Source organism: Selenomonadales bacterium 4137-cl (genome assembly GCA_032334055.1).
GTDB classification, from domain to species: domain Bacteria; phylum Bacillota; class Negativicutes; order Sporomusales; family UBA7701; genus Anaeroselena; species Anaeroselena agilis.
Window position 1 is genome coordinate 855,620 of the sequence record JAUOZS010000001.1, and the last position, 23,421, is coordinate 879,040.

Annotated in this window: 20 protein-coding genes; 12 read left to right on the forward strand and 8 right to left on the reverse strand. The window is 57.4% G+C overall.

From position 1 onward, the window contains the following. Window positions 1–14: 14 nt before the first annotated feature. The 12 genes from Q4T40_04445 (at window position 15) to Q4T40_04500 (ending at window position 11,985) form a co-directional block, all read left to right on the forward strand. Entirely contained in the window at window positions 15–911 is an 897-nt protein-coding gene (locus tag Q4T40_04445; GenBank protein ID MDT8900486.1) for a DMT family transporter, read from the forward strand. Window positions 912–1,277: 366 nt separating this feature from the next. Beyond that, window positions 1,278–1,529 carry a hypothetical protein gene (locus Q4T40_04450; protein MDT8900487.1) on the forward strand — a complete coding sequence of 84 codons (252 nt, stop codon included), beginning with the start codon at window positions 1,278–1,280 and terminating at the stop codon, window positions 1,527–1,529. Between the two features lie 132 nt (window positions 1,530–1,661). After that, a complete protein-coding gene (locus Q4T40_04455) occupies window positions 1,662–2,054 on the forward strand; it encodes a class II SORL domain-containing protein (protein MDT8900488.1) in 393 nt (130 codons plus the stop codon). 143 nt (window positions 2,055–2,197) lie between these two features. Next, entirely contained in the window at window positions 2,198–3,433 is a 1,236-nt protein-coding gene (locus Q4T40_04460) for an aspartate kinase (GenBank protein ID MDT8900489.1), read from the forward strand. 392 nt (window positions 3,434–3,825) lie between these two features. Further along, window positions 3,826–4,722 carry a hypothetical protein gene (locus tag Q4T40_04465; protein MDT8900490.1) on the forward strand — a complete coding sequence of 299 codons (897 nt, stop codon included), beginning with the start codon at window positions 3,826–3,828 and terminating at the stop codon, window positions 4,720–4,722. Window positions 4,723–4,847: 125 nt separating this feature from the next. After that, entirely contained in the window at window positions 4,848–5,126 is a 279-nt protein-coding gene (locus Q4T40_04470; GenBank protein ID MDT8900491.1) for an alpha/beta-type small acid-soluble spore protein, read from the forward strand. Window positions 5,127–5,265: 139 nt separating this feature from the next. Beyond that, complete coding sequence (locus Q4T40_04475) at window positions 5,266–5,739, forward strand: pyridoxamine 5'-phosphate oxidase family protein (protein ID MDT8900492.1); 474 nt, start codon at window positions 5,266–5,268, stop codon at window positions 5,737–5,739. Between the two features lie 69 nt (window positions 5,740–5,808). Next, complete coding sequence (gene asnS, locus Q4T40_04480; protein MDT8900493.1) at window positions 5,809–7,101, forward strand: asparagine--tRNA ligase; 1,293 nt, start codon at window positions 5,809–5,811, stop codon at window positions 7,099–7,101. Window positions 7,102–7,209: 108 nt separating this feature from the next. Beyond that, window positions 7,210–8,451: an aminotransferase class I/II-fold pyridoxal phosphate-dependent enzyme gene (locus Q4T40_04485; protein ID MDT8900494.1), complete on the forward strand. Its 1,242-nt coding sequence runs from the start codon at window positions 7,210–7,212 to the stop codon at window positions 8,449–8,451. Between the two features lie 387 nt (window positions 8,452–8,838). Continuing rightward, window positions 8,839–9,693, forward strand: coding sequence for an IS3 family transposase (locus tag Q4T40_04490; GenBank protein ID MDT8900495.1), 855 nt, complete (start codon window positions 8,839–8,841; stop codon window positions 9,691–9,693). 144 nt (window positions 9,694–9,837) lie between these two features. Beyond that, complete coding sequence (locus Q4T40_04495) at window positions 9,838–10,020, forward strand: hypothetical protein (GenBank protein ID MDT8900496.1); 183 nt, start codon at window positions 9,838–9,840, stop codon at window positions 10,018–10,020. Window positions 10,021–10,407: 387 nt separating this feature from the next. After that, on the forward strand, window positions 10,408–11,985 hold the full coding sequence (locus tag Q4T40_04500) for a nucleoside kinase (protein ID MDT8900497.1): 1,578 nt from the start codon (window positions 10,408–10,410) through the stop codon (window positions 11,983–11,985). 32 nt (window positions 11,986–12,017) lie between these two features. Here Q4T40_04500 and Q4T40_04505 read toward each other — a convergent pair whose 3' ends face one another. The 8 genes from Q4T40_04505 to Q4T40_04540 form a co-directional block, all read right to left on the reverse strand. Next, window positions 12,018–13,370: a pyruvate carboxylase subunit B gene (locus Q4T40_04505; protein MDT8900498.1), complete on the reverse strand. Its 1,353-nt coding sequence runs from the start codon at window positions 13,368–13,370 to the stop codon at window positions 12,018–12,020. Between the two features lie 83 nt (window positions 13,371–13,453). Next, entirely contained in the window at window positions 13,454–14,839 is a 1,386-nt protein-coding gene (locus tag Q4T40_04510) for a [Fe-Fe] hydrogenase large subunit C-terminal domain-containing protein (protein MDT8900499.1), read from the reverse strand. A gap of 384 nt (window positions 14,840–15,223) precedes the next feature. Beyond that, window positions 15,224–16,201, reverse strand: a complete 978-nt coding sequence (locus Q4T40_04515; GenBank protein MDT8900500.1) for an ATP-binding cassette domain-containing protein — start codon at window positions 16,199–16,201, stop codon at window positions 15,224–15,226. After that, entirely contained in the window at window positions 16,198–17,214 is a 1,017-nt protein-coding gene (locus tag Q4T40_04520) for an ABC transporter ATP-binding protein (GenBank protein ID MDT8900501.1), read from the reverse strand. The genes Q4T40_04515 and Q4T40_04520 overlap by 4 nt, the downstream gene beginning before the upstream one ends. A 15-nt stretch (window positions 17,215–17,229) precedes the next feature. Continuing rightward, a complete protein-coding gene (locus Q4T40_04525; protein MDT8900502.1) occupies window positions 17,230–18,138 on the reverse strand; it encodes an ABC transporter permease in 909 nt (302 codons plus the stop codon). 2 nt (window positions 18,139–18,140) lie between these two features. Continuing rightward, window positions 18,141–19,073, reverse strand: coding sequence for an ABC transporter permease (locus Q4T40_04530; GenBank protein ID MDT8900503.1), 933 nt, complete (start codon window positions 19,071–19,073; stop codon window positions 18,141–18,143). A gap of 156 nt (window positions 19,074–19,229) precedes the next feature. Further along, on the reverse strand, window positions 19,230–20,825 hold the full coding sequence (locus Q4T40_04535) for a peptide ABC transporter substrate-binding protein (protein MDT8900504.1): 1,596 nt from the start codon (window positions 20,823–20,825) through the stop codon (window positions 19,230–19,232). Between the two features lie 151 nt (window positions 20,826–20,976). Continuing rightward, window positions 20,977–23,346 carry a diguanylate cyclase gene (locus Q4T40_04540; protein MDT8900505.1) on the reverse strand — a complete coding sequence of 790 codons (2,370 nt, stop codon included), beginning with the start codon at window positions 23,344–23,346 and terminating at the stop codon, window positions 20,977–20,979. Window positions 23,347–23,421 lie beyond the last annotated feature (75 nt).

A 23,421-nucleotide genomic window follows, 5' to 3' on the forward strand; every position in this document is an offset into this window, starting at 1 on the left:
CAGGAGGTGGGGGATTGCTGCGTTTTTTACTACATACCGAGAGAGGCGTTCTCATATTACTGACTTTGACTGCCGTAATGTGGGGTGGTAACGCGGTGACCGCCAAGTACGTCGTGGGCGAACTGCCGCCGGTTACCACCGCTTTTTTTCGTTTTGCCTGGGTAAGCGCCATTTTGCTGACACTTGCCTGGCGTGTCGAAGGGGCCAAGTGTTTGCCTGAACGGCGGCAGTTGCCGGGGATCCTGGCTATGGCCGCCACCGGCATTTTTGGGCATAATTTCCTCGTTTATAGCGGAGTCAAGCTGTCGACCGCCACCAACATGAGCCTGTTTGCCGCCGTCAATCCGGTCATCACCGCCTGCCTGGCCGCCGTATTTTTGCACGAGCGGCTCACGGGACGGCAGATGCTGGGAGTGGCGCTATCCCTGATGGGGGTGGTGACGGTAATCACCAGAGGCGATGCAAGCGTGCTTACGGGGCTGAGTTTCAACTTCGGCGACATTCTCCTGGCTGCCGCTCCGGTCGCGTGGGCGGTGTATTCAGTTGTCGGCCGGCGCGTTATGAGGGGGATGTCGGCGCTGGCGGCGACAGCGTGGGCAAGCCTGGCAGGGACGGCATTGCTGCTAGCGGCCGCCCTGTGGGAGGGATTCGACGGCGCGATCGCCCTGAGCACTGTGGGCTGGGCCGGTATGACGTATATGATCATCGGCAGCGGCGTTATCGCCTTCTATTGGTGGAACCAGGGAGTAACGGTCGTCGGGCCTAGCCGGGCGGCAATCTTCATGAACTTAATACCCTTGTCCGGCATGTTCTTAGCGGCCGTGCTGCTGCACGAATCAATCTCCGCCGAGCAGGCGGCAGGGGCGGCGATGATAATAGGCGGCGTCTGGCTGACAACGCAAAGACCTTAGCGCATCTACATTTAAGGCTGCGAGCAGGATATTGCGCATTTAGTCCCGAAATATTAATCACACGCCATTAGGGAGGATGCCATGTCTCCTTCGATTGTGACTTTCTGGGGCGCGTTGCTTGGCTGGTTCCTCATGCCGCGAATCAGAAAAAAAAACCGGAGCATTCGCGCGTTTAGGCCTATCTGGGCATATGCCTGCGCGATAATAATCGCGTTAGCGGTGATGTATTTGTTCGAATACCACCGCAAAGCATGGCTGTTTGTTTTTGGAATGGCCGTTCAGCTCATGGTGTTTGCTTCCGTGGCCTGGTTACGCCGGCCGGCGGCCAAAGACGGCCGTAAATAGTAGGCCTGTCGGGAGGATAGTATGGAAATCGGTCAAAACGTATATATTGTGTTGTGTGGCTTTCTGGTATGGCTGATAATCGCCCCACGCCTTAGTGCGGAACGATACGGTGATTGGTTCCTCGCCTATATGGCCGCCTTATTGCTCAGTCTGATAGCCAGTGCCGAAATAATGATGGTAAAGCCGGTAGCTTTCTTTTTTACCGTGGGCGGCGTTTTTGCCTTTTGCTATGTACTGGCCCGTTCGCTAGTGATGGTCAGAATCAGAAAATGAAACCGGCGGGCGTAATGCACAGCCGGTTTCATTATGAATAGAAAAATAATTAAAAAATAATAATTATCAAGAAGGAATTTTTGAGTTGAATGAGTAATACTATTAATAACACAAAAATAAGGAGGGTCTTAAATGAAAATTGCCGATGTCGTTCAAAGCGCCGACTGGAAAACCGAGAAGCACGTTCCGGTAATCGAGGCTCCGGACAGTGCGAAAGCAGGGGAGAAACTGGCTATCCAGGTATCGGTGGGCAAAGAGATAGCCCATCCCAACACGACCGAGCACCATATTCGCTGGATCAAGCTCTATTTCAAGCCCGAGGGCGGCAAATTCGCGTATGACCTTGGCGGCTACGACTTCTCCGCCCACGGGGAGTCGGTGGAGGGAGCCAACAAAGGACCAGCCTACAGTGAACCCCAGGCAACCGTGGCTGTAAAGCTGAACGTATCCGGGACTCTTATCGCCGAGGCTTACTGCAATATCCACGGATTATGGGAAAGCTCCAAAGAAATAAAGATCGTGTGATGTGCAACCCGGCCGAGGCCGGGTTTGCCTTTTTGTAAGCCGTATCTATAGCCGCAATATTCTGAATGTGCATTACCAGGAGGAAATTGTACGTGCTTGAAGAATAATAACTCCTATTGTGCAGCAGAAGGAAGGTAATGGATATGGCGCTAATCGTTAAAAAATTCGGCGGTAGTTCGGTAGCGACGACAGAGAAGATAATGGCTGTGGCTCGGCGCGTCCTGGCCGATAAAAAACCTGAAGACAAAGTGGTCGTTGTAGTTTCGGCTATGGGCGACACTACCGACGACCTGATTCAGCTGGCTAAAGGGGTGACAGATAAGCCCTATGGCCGGGAAATGGACATGCTGCTGGCGACGGGAGAGCAGGTATCCATCGCCATCCTGGCAATGGCTTTCGCATCCCTGGGCCAGCCGTCAGTTTCGCTTACCGGCTGCCAGGCCGGCATTGACACGAACAACGCCTTTAACAAAGGGAAAATCAAGGCGGTTAAACCGGACCGGGTATTGGCGGAACTGGCGGCGGGCAAAATTGTCGTAGTTGCAGGTTTCCAGGGAGTGACAGCCGACGGCGACATCACGACCCTGGGGCGGGGAGGCTCGGATACCACCGCCGTGGCTCTGGCCGGCGCCATGCAGGCTGACGTCTGCGAGATTTTCACCGATGTCGACGGCGTCTACTCCGCCGACCCCAGGGTAGTAAAAACCGCCCGGCGGATGAAAGAAATCACCTACAACGAAATGCTGGAAATGGCCAGGCTGGGAGCGGTGGTCATGCAGCCGCGCTCGGTCGAGATGGGCAAGCACTACGGGGTGCCGATTCATGTCCGTTCGACCTTCAGTCGCGAGCCGGGTACTATAATCAGGGAGGTATACACAGTGGAAGAAAAAGAGTTCATCATCAGGGGAGTAACTCACGACTCCAATGTCGCCAAGGTGGCCATCCTGGGAGTGCCGGACCGTCCGGGTATCGCCTATAAGGTTTTCTCCGCCCTGGCTCAGGCCAATATCGACGTTGACATGATCGTCCAGAGTATCCGTAACGCCGACAAAAATATCAACGACATCGTTTTCACCATTGCCCAGCCGGACCTGCCGATGGCCAGGCAAATAATCGAGGAGGTGGGGAAAACGATCGGCGTTCTTGGCGTGGTTGTTGACGAGAATGTCGCCAAGGTATCGGTGGTGGGAGCCGGCATGTACGGCAGCCCCGGCATCGCCGCGGCAATGTTTGGCGCATTGTCCGACGCCGGCGTTAACATCGAAGTCATCAGCACATCGGAAATCAGCATTTCCTGCCTGATTCAGGCCGACAAGGTCAAAGAAGCGGTTGGCGCCATCCACGCCCGTTTTTTTAAGGACGAGAACAACGCCAAATAATTCGCCTGGTATAGCAAGAGCGCCGCAAGGCGCTCTCTTTTTGCCCGAATATTTATGTTATGTAAAATATAATGATGATGCTATCACTTGTTATTGCGTTATATGGCAGTAATTACATAATAGATATAGTTCTATCTGTGAAGGAATTATGTAAACGACATAGAATTATGCTAAATATAAAAGGCTTATAATCGCCACCGACGCGAGAAAGAGACAGCAGGGTGACTGCTCAGTCTGCGGAGGATAGGCGTTATAGGATAACCGGCTCACTCGGGGAGTCTGACAGTGAGGAAACGTGGATACTCACTCTGGGCTCTTCAGGGAAGCAGCGGGTTATGTAGATGGTAACACGGACAAATCACCCGCAAAAAAAACTGAGGAGGCACAAAAACGTGAAAAAGAGACTGCTTTCGGCTGCTATCATGGCTGCACTCACTATTTCGACCGCTACCGCTTTTGCCGCTCCCGTGATCACCGGCGACGCTCAGACCATGATTCAGTCCACCAAAGAACGCGGTGACTACTCTGACGCCCGTATCCGTCTGAACTTCGACTTCGACATGGGTGAAGGCATGTACGCCCACGCCCGCCTTATGGGTATCGACCAGCAAATGCAAGGCACCGGCCTGAACTATGCCGAAGCCGGCACCGGCTCAAAAGGTTCGGAAGTCAATATGGAGCAGATGTATATCGGCTCAAAGATCGGCCAAGTTGACGCAAAAATCGGTCGTCAGCCGGTTGCCGTTGGCCAGGGCATGCTCGCCGACGTCAATGGCATCCAGGGTATCTCGGTGAGCGGCAAAGCGGGCGACTTCAACCTCTACGGCTTCGGTGGCCGCTCCGTGAAAGACGATGTTCTCGCCGCCAGCATCGACACCAAGGTGCAAGCAGTCGACATGGGCGCCGGCTACCTGAAACGCGAAGACAACAAGTACTGGTCCGTTAACGCCGGCGGCAAGATCGCCGAAAACGTGGGTCTGACCGGCGTCTATATGAAGAACAACACCGCCAAGGCTGACGGCTACATGATTAAAGCCACCGTCGGCGAAGCGGCCAACAAAGGCGACTTCAGCTACGCGGTATCCTTCCGCGATATCGAGAACAACGCGGTTGACGCCGACTGGGTTACCAACGGTGCATTCGCCGATTCCAAGGGCGTTCGTCTCGAAGCCAAGTACAAGCCGACCAACAACGCTACTCTGTGGGTATACCAGGACATCACCAAGCAATCCAGCAACCCGTCCTACAAACCGAACCAGTTCCGCGCCGAACTCGACTTCAACTTCTAGAACAATTGCCAAAGCGGCCCTTAACGGGCCGCTTTTTCCTGCCCATTTTTTTCAATGTATGCGGCGGCTCTTTTCAGCCATTCTATAAATGGGTACCCAAAATACGCAAAGGGAGGTTTTGCTTAATGTCGAGGAGTCGGAAACCCGTAAATCCCCAGGCGCAGAAAGCTCTCGACCAGCTGAAGGTGGAAACCGCTGCCGAACTCGGCTTGCAGAATTACCAGAACACCTACAAGGGTGCCCTTACTTCGGCGGATAACGGCCGCGTCGGCGGCCACATGGTCCGCAAGATGATCGAGTCTCAGGAGAACAAATTGGGCGGCAGTGCGGGCAGCTTCGGACAAAGCGGCCAGCAGGGCAAGACCACGCAGACGCTGACCAGCAAGAACAACATTGGCAGCTGACGAGGATTGAAGGGCAGGCCGCAAGGCCTGCTTTCCATTTTGAAAGGGCATCACTTTTCGCGGATGTTTGCGCCGGGAGACAGGAAAATAGCGCCAGATAAAGAAATGAAACAGTATGCACATCTGTAGGAGGGATAAGATGCCAAAAAAATGGCTAACCGAAAGCGAGGCGTTCGGCTATCTCGCGGCGAGGACGGAAGGAAGGCTGGCTACGTGCGACGCCGATGGACAGCCTTACATAACGCCCCTCAACTATGTTTTCCATCGTGGCAATATCTATTTTCACTGCGCTCCTCAGGGGCATAAGCTTGACAACATTGCCGCCAATAACCGCGTCTGCTTTGAAGTGAGCCAGTCCGACAAGCTGGTGTTTAACGAGAAGGCCTGCGGTTGTTCGACCCGCTACACCTCGGTGGTCGTTTTCGGGAAAGCCCGTATCGTCAACGATACCGCGGAAAAGATTGACGCGCTCAACACGTTGACCGCGCGTTTCGCCGCCGGACGCCCGTTCGCGGCTGTGGACGCCGCGATGGTCAACGGCTGTGTCGTAGTTGCCGTAAGCGTGGAGAAGATCAGCGGCAAGAAAAACGTCGATCCGGATGCGGCGCCTTAAGAAGGCGGTAATAGGAAATTTCTTCATGGTTACACTAACTAAGAATCAGGCAAAAAGGGGTGGCGCCGATTGGCAACGGCACTTATAAAACATCTTGGCCGCCATGTGGGCGAAACGGTGACAGTCCAGGGGTGGCTTTATAATTTCCGGTCTTCGGGAAAAATCTCGTTTCTGATTGTCCGCGACGGTACCGGTCTTGTGCAAGGGGTAATGGTGAAGAAAGAGGTCGGGGACGACCTATTTGCTCTTGCCGCCACTCTGACCCAGGAGAGCTCGCTGAAAGTAACCGGCGTCGTACGGGAGGAGCCGCGGGCGGTGGGCGGTTACGAGCTTACCCTGACCGGTCTTGATATTGTCAGCATTGCCGAGGAATACCCGATAAGCCATAAGGAGCACGGGGTAGAATTTCTCGCCGAAAGGCGCCATTTGTGGCTCAGAACCCCTAAACAGGCGGCCGTTATGCGCATTCGCTCCGAAATCGAGCAAGCATTCCGCGACTTCTTCTACCAGCGCGACTTCGTGCTGGCCGATGCGCCCGTGATCACGCCGGCCGCGTGCGAGGGCACCACGACGCTGTTCGAGATCGATTATCACGGCGATAAAGCGTTCTTATCCCAGAGCGGCCAGCTTTACAACGAGGCGACCGCCGCCGCCCTCGGGCGCGTTTACTGCTTCGGGCCGACTTTCCGGGCCGAAAAGTCGAAGACGCGCCGTCACCTGATGGAGTTCTGGATGATCGAAGCGGAAATGGCCTACTTCGATATCGACGACAATATGAAACTCCAGGAGGAAATGGTATATTACGTAATCCAGAGGGTATTGGAACGTTGCCGCCAGGAACTCAAGGCTCTGGAGAGGGACGTAACCAAGCTAGAGTCCGTCAAGCTGCCTTTCCCGCGCATAAGCTATACCGAGGCGGTCGAGCTGCTTAAGAAAGCGGGCGAGGAATTCACCTGGGGCGACGATTTCGGGGCGCCGCACGAGACGATCATCGGCAGCAATTTCGAATCGCCTGTCTTTGTCCATCGCTATCCCACCGCGATCAAGGCGTTCTATATGAAACCCGACCCCAACGACCCCAAAGTGGTTCTAGGCGCTGACCTGATCGCCCCGGAAGGATACGGCGAAATGATCGGCGGCGGGCAGAGGATCGACGACCTGGGCCTTCTTGAACAGCGGCTGGACGAACACAAGCTGCCGCGGGAGGCGTTCGAATGGTACCTCGATCTTCGCCGCTACGGCGCTGTTCCCCATTCCGGCTTCGGGCTGGGAATCGAACGGACGGTTGCGTGGATATGCGGTCTTGATCATATCAGGGAGACGATACCCTTCCCGCGGATGCTGCATAAGATGTACCCCTGATGTATACTGGATTTTTCCTGCATACGGCAGGAAAAAGGGAGAACGCGCCAAACGTTAAGATAATATTGGTTATAAAATGGCTATAAACTGATTGAGGAGGAAACTGATATGCCTTATGGTATCGCAGCATCCCACATGGCCGGGAAGTCGGCCACCGACAAAATTTTCGGCGCCGCGGCTGCAGCTAACGCCGCGAAAGCCAAGATCGGCAAAGAGAACGTCGTTGACGCCACCATCGGCGTTTTGCTGGACAACAGCGAAAAACTTGTCATCCTGCCCACGGTGGAGAAAGTCTACAAGAGCCTGCCGATGGCGGAAATAGTTCCTTACGCCGGTATCGCCGGTATGCCTGATTTTCTCGAAATGGTTCAGGTCGCCGCCTTCGCCGACAACAAGCCGGAGGCTTACACCAAGGCCGTATCGACTTCGGGCGGCTCGGGCGCCATTCATCACACCATTTGGAACTACTCCGAGGTCGGCGACACCATTCTGACCCACGACTGGTACTGGGACCCCTACAGCGTTCTGTCCGACGCGCTGATGCGCAAACTCGACACCTTCTCCCTGTTCGACGAAGCCAACAAGTTCAACATCAAGTCCTTCGAGAGCAAAGTCAACGAGCTGCTCGCCAAACAGACCAATCTCGTCGTTATCCTGAATACCCCGGCGCACAACCCGGTCGGCTACAGCCTGAGCGACACCGAATGGGATCAGGTGCTCGCGGTTCTCAAAAAGGCCAAGCCCGAAAAGAAGATTACCCTTTTCGTCGATGTCGCCTACTTGGATTACGCCGGCGAAAAGAACGAGAGCCGGGCGTTCATGAAGAAATTCGGCGGCCTGCCGGAGAATATCCTCGTCATCATCGGTTACAGCATGTCCAAAGGCTATACCGTATACGGCATGCGGACAGGGGCGATGATCGGCATTTCCTCCAGCCAGGACGTTATAACCGAATTCGCCAACGTCAACCAGTACCTTAGCCGGGCCACCTGGTCGAACATCAATCGCGGCGCTCAGCACCTGCTGTCCGCCATCTACAAGGACGCCGCCACCCAGGCTGAACTGGAAAAAGAGCGGGCCTCCTTCTATAAGATGATCGCCGAACGGGCCAGCCTTTTCACCGCCGAGGCCAAAGAGGCCAAGCTCAACATGCTGCCGTACATCGCCGGCTTCTTCCTGTCCATCCCGGCCCGGAACCCTGATGCTGTCTGCACCAGGCTTCACGCCGACAACATCTTCGCCGTGCCGCTCGCCAAAGGGGTCAGGGTCGCCGTCTGCGCCCTGCCGGCCGGTAAAATTAAGGGCGTGCCGACTAAAATTGCGCAGGCCATGGCCGAAGCGGACAAATAAAAAGCCCCCGAAACCGGACTGAACTGAACCCGAAAAAACGGACATTGAGCAAAAAAGCCTCCTGTTGTAGGATAACTACGATAGGAGGTTTTGTATGTCACGGAAATGGACAGATATGCAATCGGCTGAGCGGATTATCCTGCAAATGCGACAAGATGGAAGAACCAGGCGGGAGATAGCAGATGCCTTGGGTCTTGAAAAAGTACAAATCAAGAACTGGATTAACCGGTACAATCGGAGACAGACCACCCTTCCGGCATCCCCCAAGAAGAAAGGCCGCCCCAGAAAAAGCCCGATAACTGCACACCACGCGATGGAGCTGCGGATACGGGAACTTGAAAGAGAAGTGGAACTATACCGGTCTTTTCTTCACGCTGCTGGAAGGATGTGAGAGCACAGGTTAAGTACATAGCCATAGCGCAAAATGCCGGCAAGCATCCGGTTGCGGTCATGTGTAATTTCTTTGAGGTATCAAGAAGCGGCTACTACGCGTATCTCAAACGGAAAGACCGGTCATCCGCCGAGGAGAAGTTGGCCGCCTTGATTCAAAAATGCCAGCGGCAGACTAATGGAACTTACGGTTATAGGCGTGTGGGGATATGGCTTGAGAGGCGAGGCATTAAGAAAAACCATAAGGCGGTGCTGCGCATCATGAACAAGTACGGGTTGCTGGCGCAAATCCGGCGCAGAAAAAAGTACCGGCAGATGAGCGGTCAACTGCACCGGTATCCGAATATCCTCGGCCGCGATTTCACAGCTATCAAACCTAATCAGAAATGGGTAACGGATGTTTCCTATATCCAGACGCCGCAGGGAACCTTGTATCTATCCATGATTCGCGACCTGTTTGACAACAGTATTGTCGCCTACCAGACTGGAACCGAGCAGTCGGTCAACCTGGTTCTGCGAACCGTTCGGCAAGCCAAGGCAAAAGAAGCGGTCACTGCAGAGTTGCACCTCCACAGTGACCAGGGGTTTCAATACACTTCCCAGGCATATTTCACCCTAACTCAAAATTACGGCATTACTCCGTCCATGTCAAGGCGGGGAAACTGCTATGACAACGCGCCGGCAGAAAACTTCTTCAGCATCCTTAAGACCGAGTGTATCCGGCGGCATAAGCCAAAGACGGTCGATCAGGCGCGTCAGCTTATTGATAACTACATTTTTTTCTACAACCACGAGCGTATTCAACTCAAAACAAAACTGACGCCGCTCGAAAAACGACGCCAGTTTGCGTAATCTCATCTAATCCTACGATAGGGCTTTTTATCTGTGTCCATTGGCCGGGGTTCAGTGCAGACGGACAGTCCGGTTTCCTTTTTTTCCCGCTTGAGAGAAAAGGCCGCTTTGGCAATACTATCGCCAAAGGAGGCTGATGAATCCGTGGGGCAATATCATGAAAATTGGATCGACGACACTGCTCTTGAATTTCCGCGGACCGGTTTCTGGCTCGTCCATCTTCTCGGTACGGTAATGATTTTCATTCTCGGCATGCGTTTCGCCGTTCACCGCGCGCCGCTGTCGATAATGGCCTACCGCTTTATGCGCCTGCTCCGGAAGCGGTGAATCCGGGAGGAGGAGTGAACGAAAGTTCACTCCTCCTGTTGTTGAATCCCCCGGCCCGGCGGGACAGACAGTGCCTTCCCCGGTAAGCGCTGCTGGACATATTACCGCCGTTGCCTGGCGTTTTAGGCATAAATCCTATATACTATTTTCGGGGAAAGTATTTGCGGTACCGGTTGGATACGGCCAGGGTTACCGGCGAATAATTAGCGACGTGATGTATAGAATGGGTAATAGGTTGTTGTTGCGGAAATACGGGCGGGCAACGAGTGCGCGGATAAGTACGCGGCCCAGCCTTATCTGGAGGGGGATTCATTGGTTACAGTCCAAATCAACGATACCAGCCGCGAGTACGACGCAGGCGCGACCCTGCTGGACGTCAGCCGGGATATGGCCTGCCTTTACCCCTCGCCGATCGTCGCGGCGACAGTCGACAACGATGTCAAGGATTTGAAGACCGCTATTCGGGACGGCGACAGGATAACCTTCCTTGACCTCACCAGCGAAGAGGGGATGAGGGTATATCGCCGCAGCCTCTCCTTCATCCTTGTCGTCGCTGCTCGCGACCTTTTCCCCGCCGCGGAAGTGACTGTCGAACATTCGCTCGGCAAAGGGGTCTACTGTGAGCTTCATCTCGACCGTGAATTAACCGCGGAGGATGTTGATCGCCTCCAGGAGCGCATGCGGCGGCTTGTCGCCGAAGATAGGCCGTTCGTCCGTCAGAGCATGCTGCGGGCTGACGCTATCGCCCTATTCAAGGCTTCGGGCCAAATCGGCAAGGTTAAACTGCTCAGTCAGCTGCAGCGCGAGCTTGTAAGTGTTTACTACTGCGGCGACGAGTATGACTATTTTTATGGGACAATGGTGCCGAGCACCGGTTATCTCAAGGTGTTCGAGCTCAAATACCACTCGCCGGGCTTTATTCTCCGTTATCCGGAAAAGGATGCCCCTGAAGTCTTGCCCCCTTACGTACAGCAGCCCAAGCTGTTCAAGGTGTTCCAGGAGGCCGAGCAATGGGGGAAAATCCTTCGCTGTCCGTACGTGGCCAATCTCAACGAATACGTGGAACAGGGCCAGGCGGCCGAAATCATCCGCATAGCCGAGGCCCTTCACGAAAAAAAGATGGCCCAGATTGCCGACTATATCAGTGAACACACCAGCGAGGTGCGGGTTATTCTCGTTGCCGGGCCGTCCTCATCGGGAAAAACCACCTTCGCCCAGCGACTCAACGTGCAGCTCAGGGTCAACGGCGTAAGGCCAGTTCCCATCTCCCTTGACGATTATTTCGTCGATCGCGACCATACGCCCCGGGACGAGAAAGGCGACTACGACTTCGAGGCCATCGAGGCCATCGACCTGGAGCTTTTCAACGAGCATCTGGTAAGGCTTTTGCGGGGCGAACTCGTTAAACTGCCCACCTACAACTTCATGTCCGGCCAGCGGGAGTACCGCGGCCGCCGCATCCAGATCGAGCCCGACCAGCCCCTAATTATCGAGGGCATCCACGGCCTCAACGAGCGGCTGACCCGCGCGGTGCCGCGGGAAAACAAGATAAAAATATATATAAGCGCCCTCACGCAACTCTCGATCGACAACCACAACCGCATCCCCACGACCGACACAAGGTTAATCCGCCGGATTGTGCGCGACAGCCAGTTCAGAGCCCACGACGCGCTCAAGACGCTCGAAGTATGGCCTTCGGTGCGACGGGGGGAGGAACGCAACATTTTCCCCTTCCAGGAAGAAGCCGACATTATGTTCAACTCGGCCCTCATCTATGAACTGGGGGTTTTGCGCAACTGCGCCGAGGGGCTGCTGCAGCAGGTCGGTCCCGAAAGCCCGATGTATTCTGAGGCCAAGCGGCTTTTGAACTTCCTGCGGTACTTCACCCATTTGCCTGATGACGATATCCCGGCGAACTCCATTCTTAGGGAATTCGTCGGCAAAAGTTGTTTCTACAGCCCATAAAAAACCCCCTGGCGTCAGCCAGGGGGTTTCCGTTACTTCCTGTTCGTTTCGAAGAATTTCAAGGCCACTTCGGGGAAGACGGCGTACGACAGGACATCCTCCATCGAAGCGTTGGGGTAGCCCTTCTCGGCAAGAGCCTGCTTGAGGCCTTCGAGCTGGGGCGGGATGTCGTCGGCCGGGCGGTGGGTGATGATCTCCTCACCCTTGAGGATGAGGTCAGCCACCTCCTTGGAGATTGGCGCCGGGGTGCGGCCGTACTTGCCGCGGGCCAGGTCCTTGACCTCGCGGGGCACGTTCTTGTACCTGCCCATGATGACGTTGAAAGCCGCCATCGAGCCGACAATTTGGCTTGTAGGGGTGACAAGGGGCGGGTAGCCGAGATCAGCACGCACTTTGGGCATCTCCTCGATCAGCGCGGGATACTTGTCGGCCATGCCCATCTCCTTGAGCTGATTGAGCAGGTTCGACATCATGCCTCCCGGGATCTGGAAGGACAGTACCTTGGTGTCGATGTCGATGGCGGTGTTGAGCTTGAAGGTCTCGGCAAGCTGCTTCTTGACGCCGCGGAAATGATCGGCGATAGGGTACATGTCTTCCTTTTTGAGGCCGGTGTCGCGTTCGTGGCCTTCGAAAGCCGCTACGATCGCCTCGGTGGCCGGCTGGGCTGTGCCGAGGGCGAAGGGGGACAGCGAGCAGTCAACGATATCTACGCCGGCTTCAGCGGCCTTGAGATAGGACATCGAAGCCATGCCGCTGGTGTAGTGACTATGCAGGTGTATGGGGATGCTGATCTGGCCTTTGAGGGTTTTTACCAGTTCATAGGTAGTGTAAGGCGCCAGCAGGCCGGCCATATCCTTGATGCATATCGAATCGGCGCCGAGGTCTACCAGATCTTTGGCCACTTTAACGAAACTGTTCACATCATGGAAGGGGCTGATAGTGTATACGAAGGCTCCCTGCACGTGGGCGCCGGACTGCTTTGCGGCCCGCATGGCCGCTTCCAGGTTGCGGACATCGTTAAGCGCGTCGAAAATGCGCATCACGCCCACGCCGTTGTCGACGGCGCGTTTGACGAACTCCGTCACCACATCGTCGGCGTAGTGGTTGTAGCCAAGGACGTTCTGGCCTCTCAGCAGCATTTGCAGCGGCGTTTTTTTCAGGTATTTCTTAATGGTGCGCAACCGCTCCCAGGGGTCTTCGTTGAGGAAGCGCAGACAACTGTCGAACGTGGCCCCGCCCCAGGCCTCCAACGAGAAATAGCCAATCTCGTCGAGCTGCTCCAGCGCCGGGATCATATCAGAGGTGCGCATGCGGGTGGCGGCCAGTGATTGATGACCGTCGCGCAAAACTGTTTCGCAGATCTTTAAAGGATTCTTGTTAGCCAAAATACAGCCTCCCTTGTAAAAAAATCGCAATTAAATCTATTCTACCCTATCTATTTTCAGCGCGCAACGATCCGGCATATATATTAGCTTGGATCCAGTTTACGCGCCAGCAGGGTCGCAATGGGACCCTCCCCGGTAAGCGCCGGCGTGTCGGTTTCGTGGCTTAGCCGGGCGAGGATGGAGTAAACCTGGGGATTTTCCGGCGGGATATGGCTGGCGGAGGTCTCTGAGTAGGCGTTGACATGGCGGGTGCCATCCTCCGGCGGCAGAATGCGCCCCGGGCCGCCGACGCAGCCCCCCTTGCAGGCCATACCTTCGACAAAGTTAGCCCCAAAGTCGCCGCCCTTCAGTTCCGCGAGCATTTTTTGGCAGTCGGGAATGCCGTCGACCTGGCGGGCTATAAACTTTTCCGCCCGCCGCGGGATAAGCTTGGCAAGGGTTGCGGCCACGGCGGCGCTTACGCCGCCGGTGCGTCCGTAAACCCGGCCGCTCCACGACGCCTGGGCATTTTCCTCATCCGGCTGGTCGGCGGGGTCGACCCCGGTAGCCTCGAAGATGGCGGCAAGCTCCTGGAAAGTGAGGACAAAATCCACGGCGCCGCTGAGACCGGGGAGAACGGCCTCCGATTTTTTGGCCACGCAGGGGCCGATAAAGACAACCTTGGCATCGGGCTCAAACGCCTTGATTACCCGCGCGGAAGCGACCATGGGAGAGACGGAGGGAGAAATGTGGGCCAGCAGTTCGGGGAATCTGTTCTCGATAAGTTTTATCCACACCGGACAGCAACAGCTGGTGATGAGAAAGTCCTTTTCGGTCTGGACATGTTCGTCATACTCGAAGCATTCCTTCATCGTGATGAGGTCGGCGTAAAGGGCGGTTTCCACCATGTCGGCGAATCCGAGCTTCAGCAGGGCCGTTCGTAGCTTTCCAGGGGTGACGTCCGGGCCGAACTGGCCGGCGAATGCGGGGGCGATCGAAGCGTATACCGGCCGCTCGTTTTGGCGGAGCAACCCAATTAGAGGGACGAAATTGGACTTCTCGGCCAGCGCCCCGAAGGAACACGCTTCCACGCAGTGACCCTCGCCTAGGCACCGTTCGCCGTCAATGCGCACCCGGTCGAATTCGTCGCGGCTGATGGCCCCCACCGGGCAAGCCCGTTGACAGTTACGATCATCGGGGGCGCAACTGTTGCACGCGTCGGGATTTGCTACGACGAACGGCTCGCTGGCCATGCCCATAAGGGCCTCGGCGTCGTGTTCGCCGATGACGGTATCGCTGTCGTGGGGGTCGAGGCCCATGGCGATACGGATCTGGTTGGCGACTTGGCGGCGGGTGAACCTATCGGCAAATTCGTCGTGAACCATGCGGCAGATATCCTCGCGCCGCTCGAACAGTTTGCCTTCCCAGGCGGCCTTGGCGACCTGGTAGAGGATACGGGGCCTGATACTGAGGGCGGACTGTGTAGGCAAGTCAATCACCTCGGCATAAACATTTTTTAAGTATTATTAGTTTATTTATGCCAAGTCTAGTCGTTTTCCTGTTTTTTTCCCTAACCGTCAAGCCGGCGTCGCCGCCGGAGGAAAAAGCGTAACGGTGCCGTGGCATGGGTTTTCGCTATCGGGGCCGTCTTTTGCTCCTCAAATTGGGGACAAAGGCTGAAGTTGCTGGCGGGAGCTAGACGGGGGCGGGGCCAGGTGGGTTGAATAATGTATACGTGTATACAAAAATTATGCCACAGGCCAAAAAGAAAAGTCAATAAAAATATTCCAAAATTCAGAATATGACACAAAACATCATCCCGCGGACCGATAAAAAACCGCTCTCTTTATAGGAGCGGTTTTATCGGTAGATTCCTAGCCGTTGACGAGATGGCAGGCAACGAAACGGTCTCCGTGGCCCATTAGGGGCGGGACCTCGCACCGGCAGCGCTCGAAAGCCCGGGGGCAGCGGGTGTGGAATTTGCAACCGGGCGGCGGATTTATAGGGCTGGGGACTTCGCCGCCGAGGACGACGCGGCGGCGGTTTTTCTGAACCAGCGGATCGGGAATGGGAATTGCGGAAAGAAGCGCCTGAGTGTAAGGGTGCAGAGGGTTTGCATACAGTTCGTCGACGGGGGCTGTTTCGACCAGCGTGCCGAGATACATGACGGCGACGCGCTGGCAAATATGGCGGATCATCGAAAGATCGTGGGCGACGAAAAGGTAGGTGAGGCCGTACTCAGCCTGCAGATCCTGCAGCAGGTTGACCACCTGGGCCTGGATTGACACGTCAAGGGCGGAGATGGGCTCGTCGCAGACAAGGAATTCCGGCCCGGCGGCAAGAGCCCGGGCGATTCCGACCCGCTGGCGCTGACCGCCGCTGAACTCGTGCGGGAAGCGACTGGCGTGCTCGGGACTGAGACCGACCTGCCCGAGCAGGTGCATGATGCGCTCCCGGCGTTCGTTGCCGGTGGCAAGGCCATGGATATCGAGAGGCTCGCCGACGATGTCGCCCACCGTCATGCGTGGGTTAAGCGAAGCGTAGGGGTCCTGGAAGATCATTTGAACGCGGCGGCGGAAGAGGTTGCCGTCCGGGCCGGCGAGGGCGGCGTGAATATTTTCGCCGCGGAAGAGAACCTCCCCGGCGGTGGGCGTATAGAGGCCCACCAGGGTGCGGGCGACCGTCGATTTTCCGCAGCCGGTCTCGCCTACGAGGCCGAGCGTTTCCCCGGCGGCGACGGCGAAACTGACGCCTTCCACCGCTTTTAGCACGGCGCGGGGCGCACCCAGCAGGGTGCGGGCGGTTACGAAAAATTTGCTGAGGCTCTTGACCTCGATCAGGGGCGCGCTCATGCCGGTAGAACCTCCTTTGCCGCCCGGATTGGCAGGGTACGGGGGCAGTCGGGGTGAGCCAGCCAGCAGCGACTGAAGTGATCTTGACCAACCGGGAAAAGGGACGGCGCCTCCTCGCAGACCTTCATGGCGAAGCGGCAGCGGGGCGCGAAGGCGCAACCGTCCGGCGGCGCCAGCAGGTCGGGGGGGTGGCCGTCGATCGACGTGAGGCGCGACCGGACGGCGTCGAGCCGCGGCACCGAGTCGAGGAGCCCCAGCGTATAAGGGTGGCGGGGCCGGGCGAAAAGGGCGGCCACCGGGGCGGCCTCGACAATTTGGCCGGCATACATGACGAGAACCCGCTCGCACAAGCCGGCGACCACGCCAAGGTCGTGAGATATGAGGATGATCGCCGTGCCCAGTTCCCCGTTGAGCTTTTTCATCAGGTCGATTATCTGCGCCTGAATGGTGACGTCAAGGGCGGTGGTGGGTTCGTCGGCGATCAGGATGCGCGGGTTCATAGCCAGCGCCATTGCGATCATAACCCGCTGGCGCATGCCGCCGCTAAGCTGGTGGGGATACTGTCCCAGCCGCACCTCGGGGGCGGGAATACCCACAAGCCGGAGCATGTCCGCTGACCGGCCGGCTGCTTCCTCCCCGCTAAGTTTTTGATGGGTCGTGAAGCACTCTTTAAGCTGGTTGCCGATGGTCAGCACCGGGTTGAGCGATGTCATCGGATCCTGGAAGATCATGCTGACGGCATTGCCTCTTAGCTTGCAGAGCGCTTTTTCGTCCATCCCGGCGATATCTTCACCGGCGAACAGGATGCGGCCGGCGGCTATTTCCCCCGGCGGCGCGGGGATGAGCCCCAAGAGTGCGCTGGCGGTCACGCTTTTGCCGCAGCCCGATTCGCCCACAATGCCGAGGATCTCCCCTTTGGCCAGGGTGAAGCTAACATCGCGGACGGCCTGGACGATGCCGGCGTAAGTATGGAAGTTGACGGTAAGGTTTTCGACGCTGAGGAGCGGCTGCATCTTACACCTCCTGTCCTATTTGCGCATCCGCGGGTCGAGGGCGTCGCGAAGGCCGTCGCCGAGGAAGTTGAAGGCCAGCATCGTAACGCTGATGGCGAGGGCGGGGTAGAGGAGCTGGAAAGGGTAGGAACGGAGACCGGCGAGGCTTTCCGACGCCAGCACGCCCCAGCTGGCCATAGGCGCGGAAACGCCAAGGCCGATGAAGCTGAGGAAGGCTTCGGTGAAAATTGCCTCCGGGATTGAGAGAGTGAGGGTAACGATGATCGGCCCCATGCTGTTGGGGACAAGGTGGCGGAGGATTATGCGCCGGGAGCCGGCCCCTATCAGGCGGGCGGCCAATACATATTCCTGTTCTTTGATCGCCAGCACCTGGCCGCGGACGATGCGGGCCATGCGCAGCCAGTAGACCAGCCCCAGGGCGATGAATATATTGGTAAGCCCGGGTTTGAGGACGACCATCAGCAAGATTACGTAAAGAAGCAGCGGGATGCCGTACAGGATATCGACGAGGCGCATCATCACGCTGTCCACCCGGCCGCCGAAGTAACCGGATATACCGCCGTAGACTACGCCGATCGTCAGGTTGATGAGGCTGGCGACCACGCCGATCGACAGCGAGATGCGGGCACCGTAAAGCACGCGGGTGAAAAGGTCGCGGCCGAGGTTGTCGGTGCCGAACCAGTGCGTCGCGGAAGGCGGTTGGTTGGCGTCGGCCAGTACCTGGTCGGAATAGGAGTAGGGCGAGAAGAGCGGGCCGATGACCGCCATCAGGGCGATGAGAACGATAACGGCGAGACCGGCCATGGCCAGCTTGTTCTCCTGAAGGCGGCGCCAGGCGTCCTGCCAGTAGGTGGTGGCCGGGCGGACGGGGCCGGCTGCCTTGGCGGCGATGTTCAGCGGGGTGAAGTCGGGTGCTGCGGGCACTGTTAATCCCCCCTTCCGCCGTCGAGCTTGATGCGGGGATCGAGCCAGGCGTAGGCGATATCGACAAGGAAGTTGAGAAAAACCAAAAAAGTGCTGTAAAAGATAGTTATGCCGAGAATCACGGTGTAATCGCGGTTGTAGATGCTGGTCACGAAGTGGCGGCCGAGACCGGGGATGGCGAAAATCGACTCGATGACGAAGCTGCCGGTCAAAACGGCGGCTATCAGCGGGCCGAGATAGGTCACGACCGGGATGAGCGCGTTTTTCAAAGCATGGCGCCAGACTACGGCGAACGGAGACAGGCCTTTGGCGCGGGCGGTGCGGATGAAGTCGAGGCCCAGTACCTCCAGCATGCTCGACCGGGTGAGACGGGCTATGAACGCCATCGGGAAGGCGGCCAGGGCCAGCGCCGGCAGGACTACGTATTCCGGGCCGCCCCACATGGCGGCGGGAAATAGTTCGAGCTTCAGGGCGAAGACGTAGATAAAAAGCGTGGCAAGAATGAAGCCGGGGACGGAGATGCCGATGGTGGCCGCGAACATGCACAGGTAATCCGGCCAGCGGTTCTGGCGTAAAGCGGCGATAATTCCCATCGGCAGGCCGCCGGCGACGGCGATGAACACGGCGGCCAGGCCGAGTTCGGCCGACACCGGGAAACTTTCGGCGATGATATCGTTGACGGTGCGCGCTTCATATTTGAAGGAGGGGCCCAGGTCACCGCGCGCGACATTGGCGAGGTAATCGGTGTACTGCTTGAAGAGGGGATCGTTAAGGTGATAGCGTTCGTTGAGATTCTTGAGCACCGCTTCCGGCAGGTTCTTCTCGGCGGTGAAGGGGCCGCCGGGGATGGCGTGCATCAGCACGAAGGTGGCGGTGGTGATGATGAACAGCACGAGCAACATCGAGAGGAAACGGCTGACGGTGTACTTCAGCAAAGCGGCTGGCCTCCTCTTGCGGATATCTATTACCTTTTGTTCTCTGTCAGCGCCGATTATCCTCGTGGCCCGGCGACATGTATTTTATGACAGAGGCGTCCGCCGGCACAAAAAGGGGCGCCACGCTTTGAGCGCGTGGCGCCGGCGGAGCACCGGCTATTCCATATAGGCTTCCTTGAAGTAAAATACGCCGGTGATCGAGCGCACATAGCCTTTGACGTTAGGTTTGACGAGCACGGCGTTGGTGTAATAGTAAATCGGCGCCAGGACGGCGTCGTCCATAAGGAGTTTTTCCGCCTGGTGCATCAGCTTTATCCGCGCGGTCTGGTCATTAGACTCCTTGGCCCGCCTGACAAGATTCTCGTAAACGGGATTTTTGTACTGGGCATCGTTGTTGCCGCTTTCGGGCACGAACATATCGATAAAGGTCATGGGGTCTAGATAGTCGCCGGTCCATCCGTGGCGGGCTACCTGGAAGTCTCCTTTGGTGCGGGAATTGATGAACACCTTCCACTCCTGGTTGGCAAGGGAGACGTTTACGCCGAGATTCTTGCGCCACATTTCCTGGACCGCTTCGGCAATCGCCTTGTGCCCCTCGCTGGTATTGTAGATGAGTGTTACCGGCGGCAGACCCTTGCCGCCGGGGAAGCCGGCCTCGGCCAGCAGCCTCTGGGCAGTCGCCACATCGTTGTCGGCGAAGAAATCGCCGCCCACCCGGCGGAAATCGCTGCCCCGCGCCTCATCGGCCAGGCCGGGCGGGACCCAGGCCAGGGCAGGCTGCTGACCGGCCCTGGTCACGTTTTTAACGATGGCGGCGCGGTCGATGGCGAGGGTGAACGCTTTGCGCACCTTTACATTGTCGAAGGGCGGCTTAGTTACGTTAAAGCAGTAGAAATAGGTGGCGAGAAGAGGGGCGATCTTGAGCTTGCCTTCCTTGAGGAGGCGGGGAATCTCGCTCGGGGGGACATTGCCGCCGAGATCGAGCTGGTTGTTCTCGAACATCGCCAGTTCGGTGGTGGCGCTATCGGTGAGGATGAATTCCATCTTCGGCATCCTGACCTTGGCCGCGTCCCAGTAGTGCTCGTTCTTGGCGAACTCCAGCCTGCTGTTGTGGATCCAGGCGGTCACCTTAAAGGGGCCGTTGCCGATCAGCGTCTTGGGGTCGGCGGCCCATTTTTCGTTGGCGGCGGCTGTTTGCCGGTGCACCGGGTAATAGGTATGAAAGGCGGTGAGGGTGAGGAAGTAAGGGGTAGGCTTTTCCAGCGTCACCTTCAGGGTGCGGTCGTCGACAGCTTTAACGCCTACGGCATCGGCGACTATGAGACCCTTGTTATATTTCTCGCCGTTCTTTAGATAAAAGAGTTGGTAGGCGTATTTGGCGCCGAAGGCGGGGCTGAGCGTCGACTTCCAGGCGTACTCAAAATCGTGGGCGGTCACCGGGTCGCCGTTCGACCATTTGGCGTTGGCGCGCAGGCTGAAGGTGTAAGTAAGACCGTCGGGCGAGACCTCCCACTTTTCGGCGACGCCGGCAACGGGAGCGTCCTTATCGTTCAGCACGGTGAGGCCCTCGAAAATCTGCGCCTCGGCGATCGCCTCGGGCGAGCCTGTTGACCTCCGGGGATCGAGGGTTTCCGGCTCGGTGCCCGCCGAGTAACGGAGATACTTACCGGCCGGCTTGGTGGCCGTGGAGCAGCCGGCTGTCGCCGCCGCTGCCAGTATGAGGACCAGTATAAGGCTGATCAGTTTCCGCAACTTTATTCCCCCTGCCCGACTATACCCTTTTATTCTCTGGTATTATTCTCTGCCGCCGGTTTTTTACCCTCCTTGGCAGAATCATCCGTTTATGCGGAAAAGACGCGGGACACCAAATCCCGCGTCTTTTCCTAGCTAATGGTTGCGGCGTTTACACCAATGGCGTGCTAACCACCCTGTTTCTGCCGCCCTGCTTCGCCTGATAAAGAGCGCTGTCGGCGACGGCAATGAAGCTGGCGGGGTCGGGCGGCGCGGCGTTAACGGATGGATCGTAGGTCGCCACCCCCATGCTGGCGGTTATGCGGGCGGTGAAAGTGCCGGCGTTGTCGGGGAATTCGCCAGCCTCCACCGTCCGCCTGATCTTTTCGGCGAGCGAGGTAGCTTCGGTGGCGCCGCATTCGGGCAGGATGACGGAAAACTCCTCGCCGCCGTAACGCGCGGGGAAATCGATCGTCCGGGTATTCTGCCGGAGGATATCCCCAAGTTGGGCGAGCAGCTTGTCGCCGGTAGGGTGTCCGTAAGTGTCGTTGTACTTCTTGAAATTATCAAGGTCAAGCATAATGAGGCTCAGGGGGCGCCTGAGGGTGAAGGCCCGCCGCAGTTCGGCATCGAGGAACAGGTCGAAGTTGCGGCGGTTGGCAAGGCCGGTTAGCCCGTCGGAAAGGGCCATGGCCTTAACCTGGTTATAAAGGCTGGCCTTTTCGAGAGCGAGGGCAATTTGCTGCGCCATAAGGGTGGCGAACGGAGTGCACTCGATATTTTCCGGGCTGACGCGTCGCCGCCAGCCGAGCAGCATGAGGCCGAGCAGGCGGCTATTTACCGGCAGGGGCATCACCATTACCGGCCCCGTAGCCCCGTCGCCGCACAACCCCTTCAGCGGCGGCGCATCTCCCGAAGGCAGCATCGACGGTATCATGGTGGCGACAAGTGTCCTCAGTTCGGGATAAAAGCCAAGATCGATGTCGGCCGGCCGGAAACTTAGCCCGACGGCTGCCTTGAAGATCAGGGGTTCATCGGCCTGGCCGCCGGCGAAAAAGGCGAGCGCGAACTCGGCCCCGAGAGCCTGGGCCGCGCAGGGCAGGCATTGCTCAAGAATGGTGTCCGGGTCGACGGTGGTGGCCGAGGCCTGGGCAATCCTGTACAGGTATTGCTCCTCGTCGAGACGGGCTTTTGTTTGCTCGTGCAGGGTGGCGCCGGCCACAGCCGCGCCGGCGTGATAACCCAGCGCCTTGAGGAGAAGCACGTCGCGCTGGGAGAAGGCGCCTTTTTCGCTGGAATAAGCTTCCACGACGCCGATGATCTCACGATCGTTTACGAGCGGGGCGGCGATAACGGACCGGATGCTGGTGAAAACGAGCTGCGGACGGAACAGCTCGGGCTGGATCAAAAGGTCATCGACTGTAAGCGCTGTCTGGGTTTCGCAAACCTGTGCGGCGACGCTGTCCTTGAGAGGCAGTAAATCAGGTGGCGTGTTCATGCCGTAAGTTGCCGCCACCTTGAGGACGGAGCGGTCCTCGTTGAAGAGGGCGATAACGCACTGCCGGGCCCTCATCATGTCCGCCACCATGTCAGCGATGGCGTCCAGGGTTTCGCGGAGGTTGAGCTGGGAGGATATTATCATCCCCACGTTGGCGAGGATATCTTCGAACAGATTGCGTTGCTCCTCGGATTCGCGGAACAAGCGGGCGTTGTTTTCCGCCAACTTTTCCATGTCCTCCTTCATTGCCATGGCGTCGGCGAACGGCTGGCGAATAAGGATAACGTATAGGGTCCGCAGGACATACAGGTTGGCGAGAGCCGCGAACAGATGGGCGGCGATGTTGAGGTTTTCCGGCGAGTGCCCGGCGAACGCAAAACTCAGGTCGGCCAACGCGCCGAGCAGCACCGCGGTGTGCGGCAGAATGCCCACATGATTAATCCGTCTGCCGAGAAGAATAATGAATGTCGCGACATTAGCCGCGCACGAAACATATAAACCGTAAATGGCTAACGGATGGGCCGGGCTGTCGATGCTATAAAGGTAAGGCCAGGAGTCGGGGGCGATGAAAATGTCGGCAACTAGGCCGCCAACGGCCACCATAGCGCCGAAAAGGAGAGAGCTTCTGGATGATAGCTGGCACGATGGCCCGTTACGGTCTAGCAAGGTTACCGCGGCCAGTAGGCCGAACGACCACACGAAGCGCGAAAACAGCCACGCTGTTATCCAGATGTGTTTTACATCCATGACGGCGTGCATTTCCGGGAATGCGATCAGGTGTACGAGAGTAAGGATGCCCGAGCCGAGGACGACAAGACTTACGACAGCGACACTTATGCGGACCGGGCCGGTACTGTACCAGGCGATGAAAAAAACGACACAGCCGAAGGCGATGCTGCTTACCTCCAAAACGGTGTGCAGGCCGGCCGCCCGCGGCGCTTCCAAGGTGAGCGAAGTCAGTCCCCCGAAGATGAGAAAACCCAGCAATCCTGCGACGATAAACAAGATGGCCCGTCTGGCGCCGACGGGGCTGGCGGTTTGCATAGCCAAGACGAAACCCTCCCCTTGAAAAGTTGACGATAATCGCTTCTGTTATATGATATGCGGCCGATGTTCCGG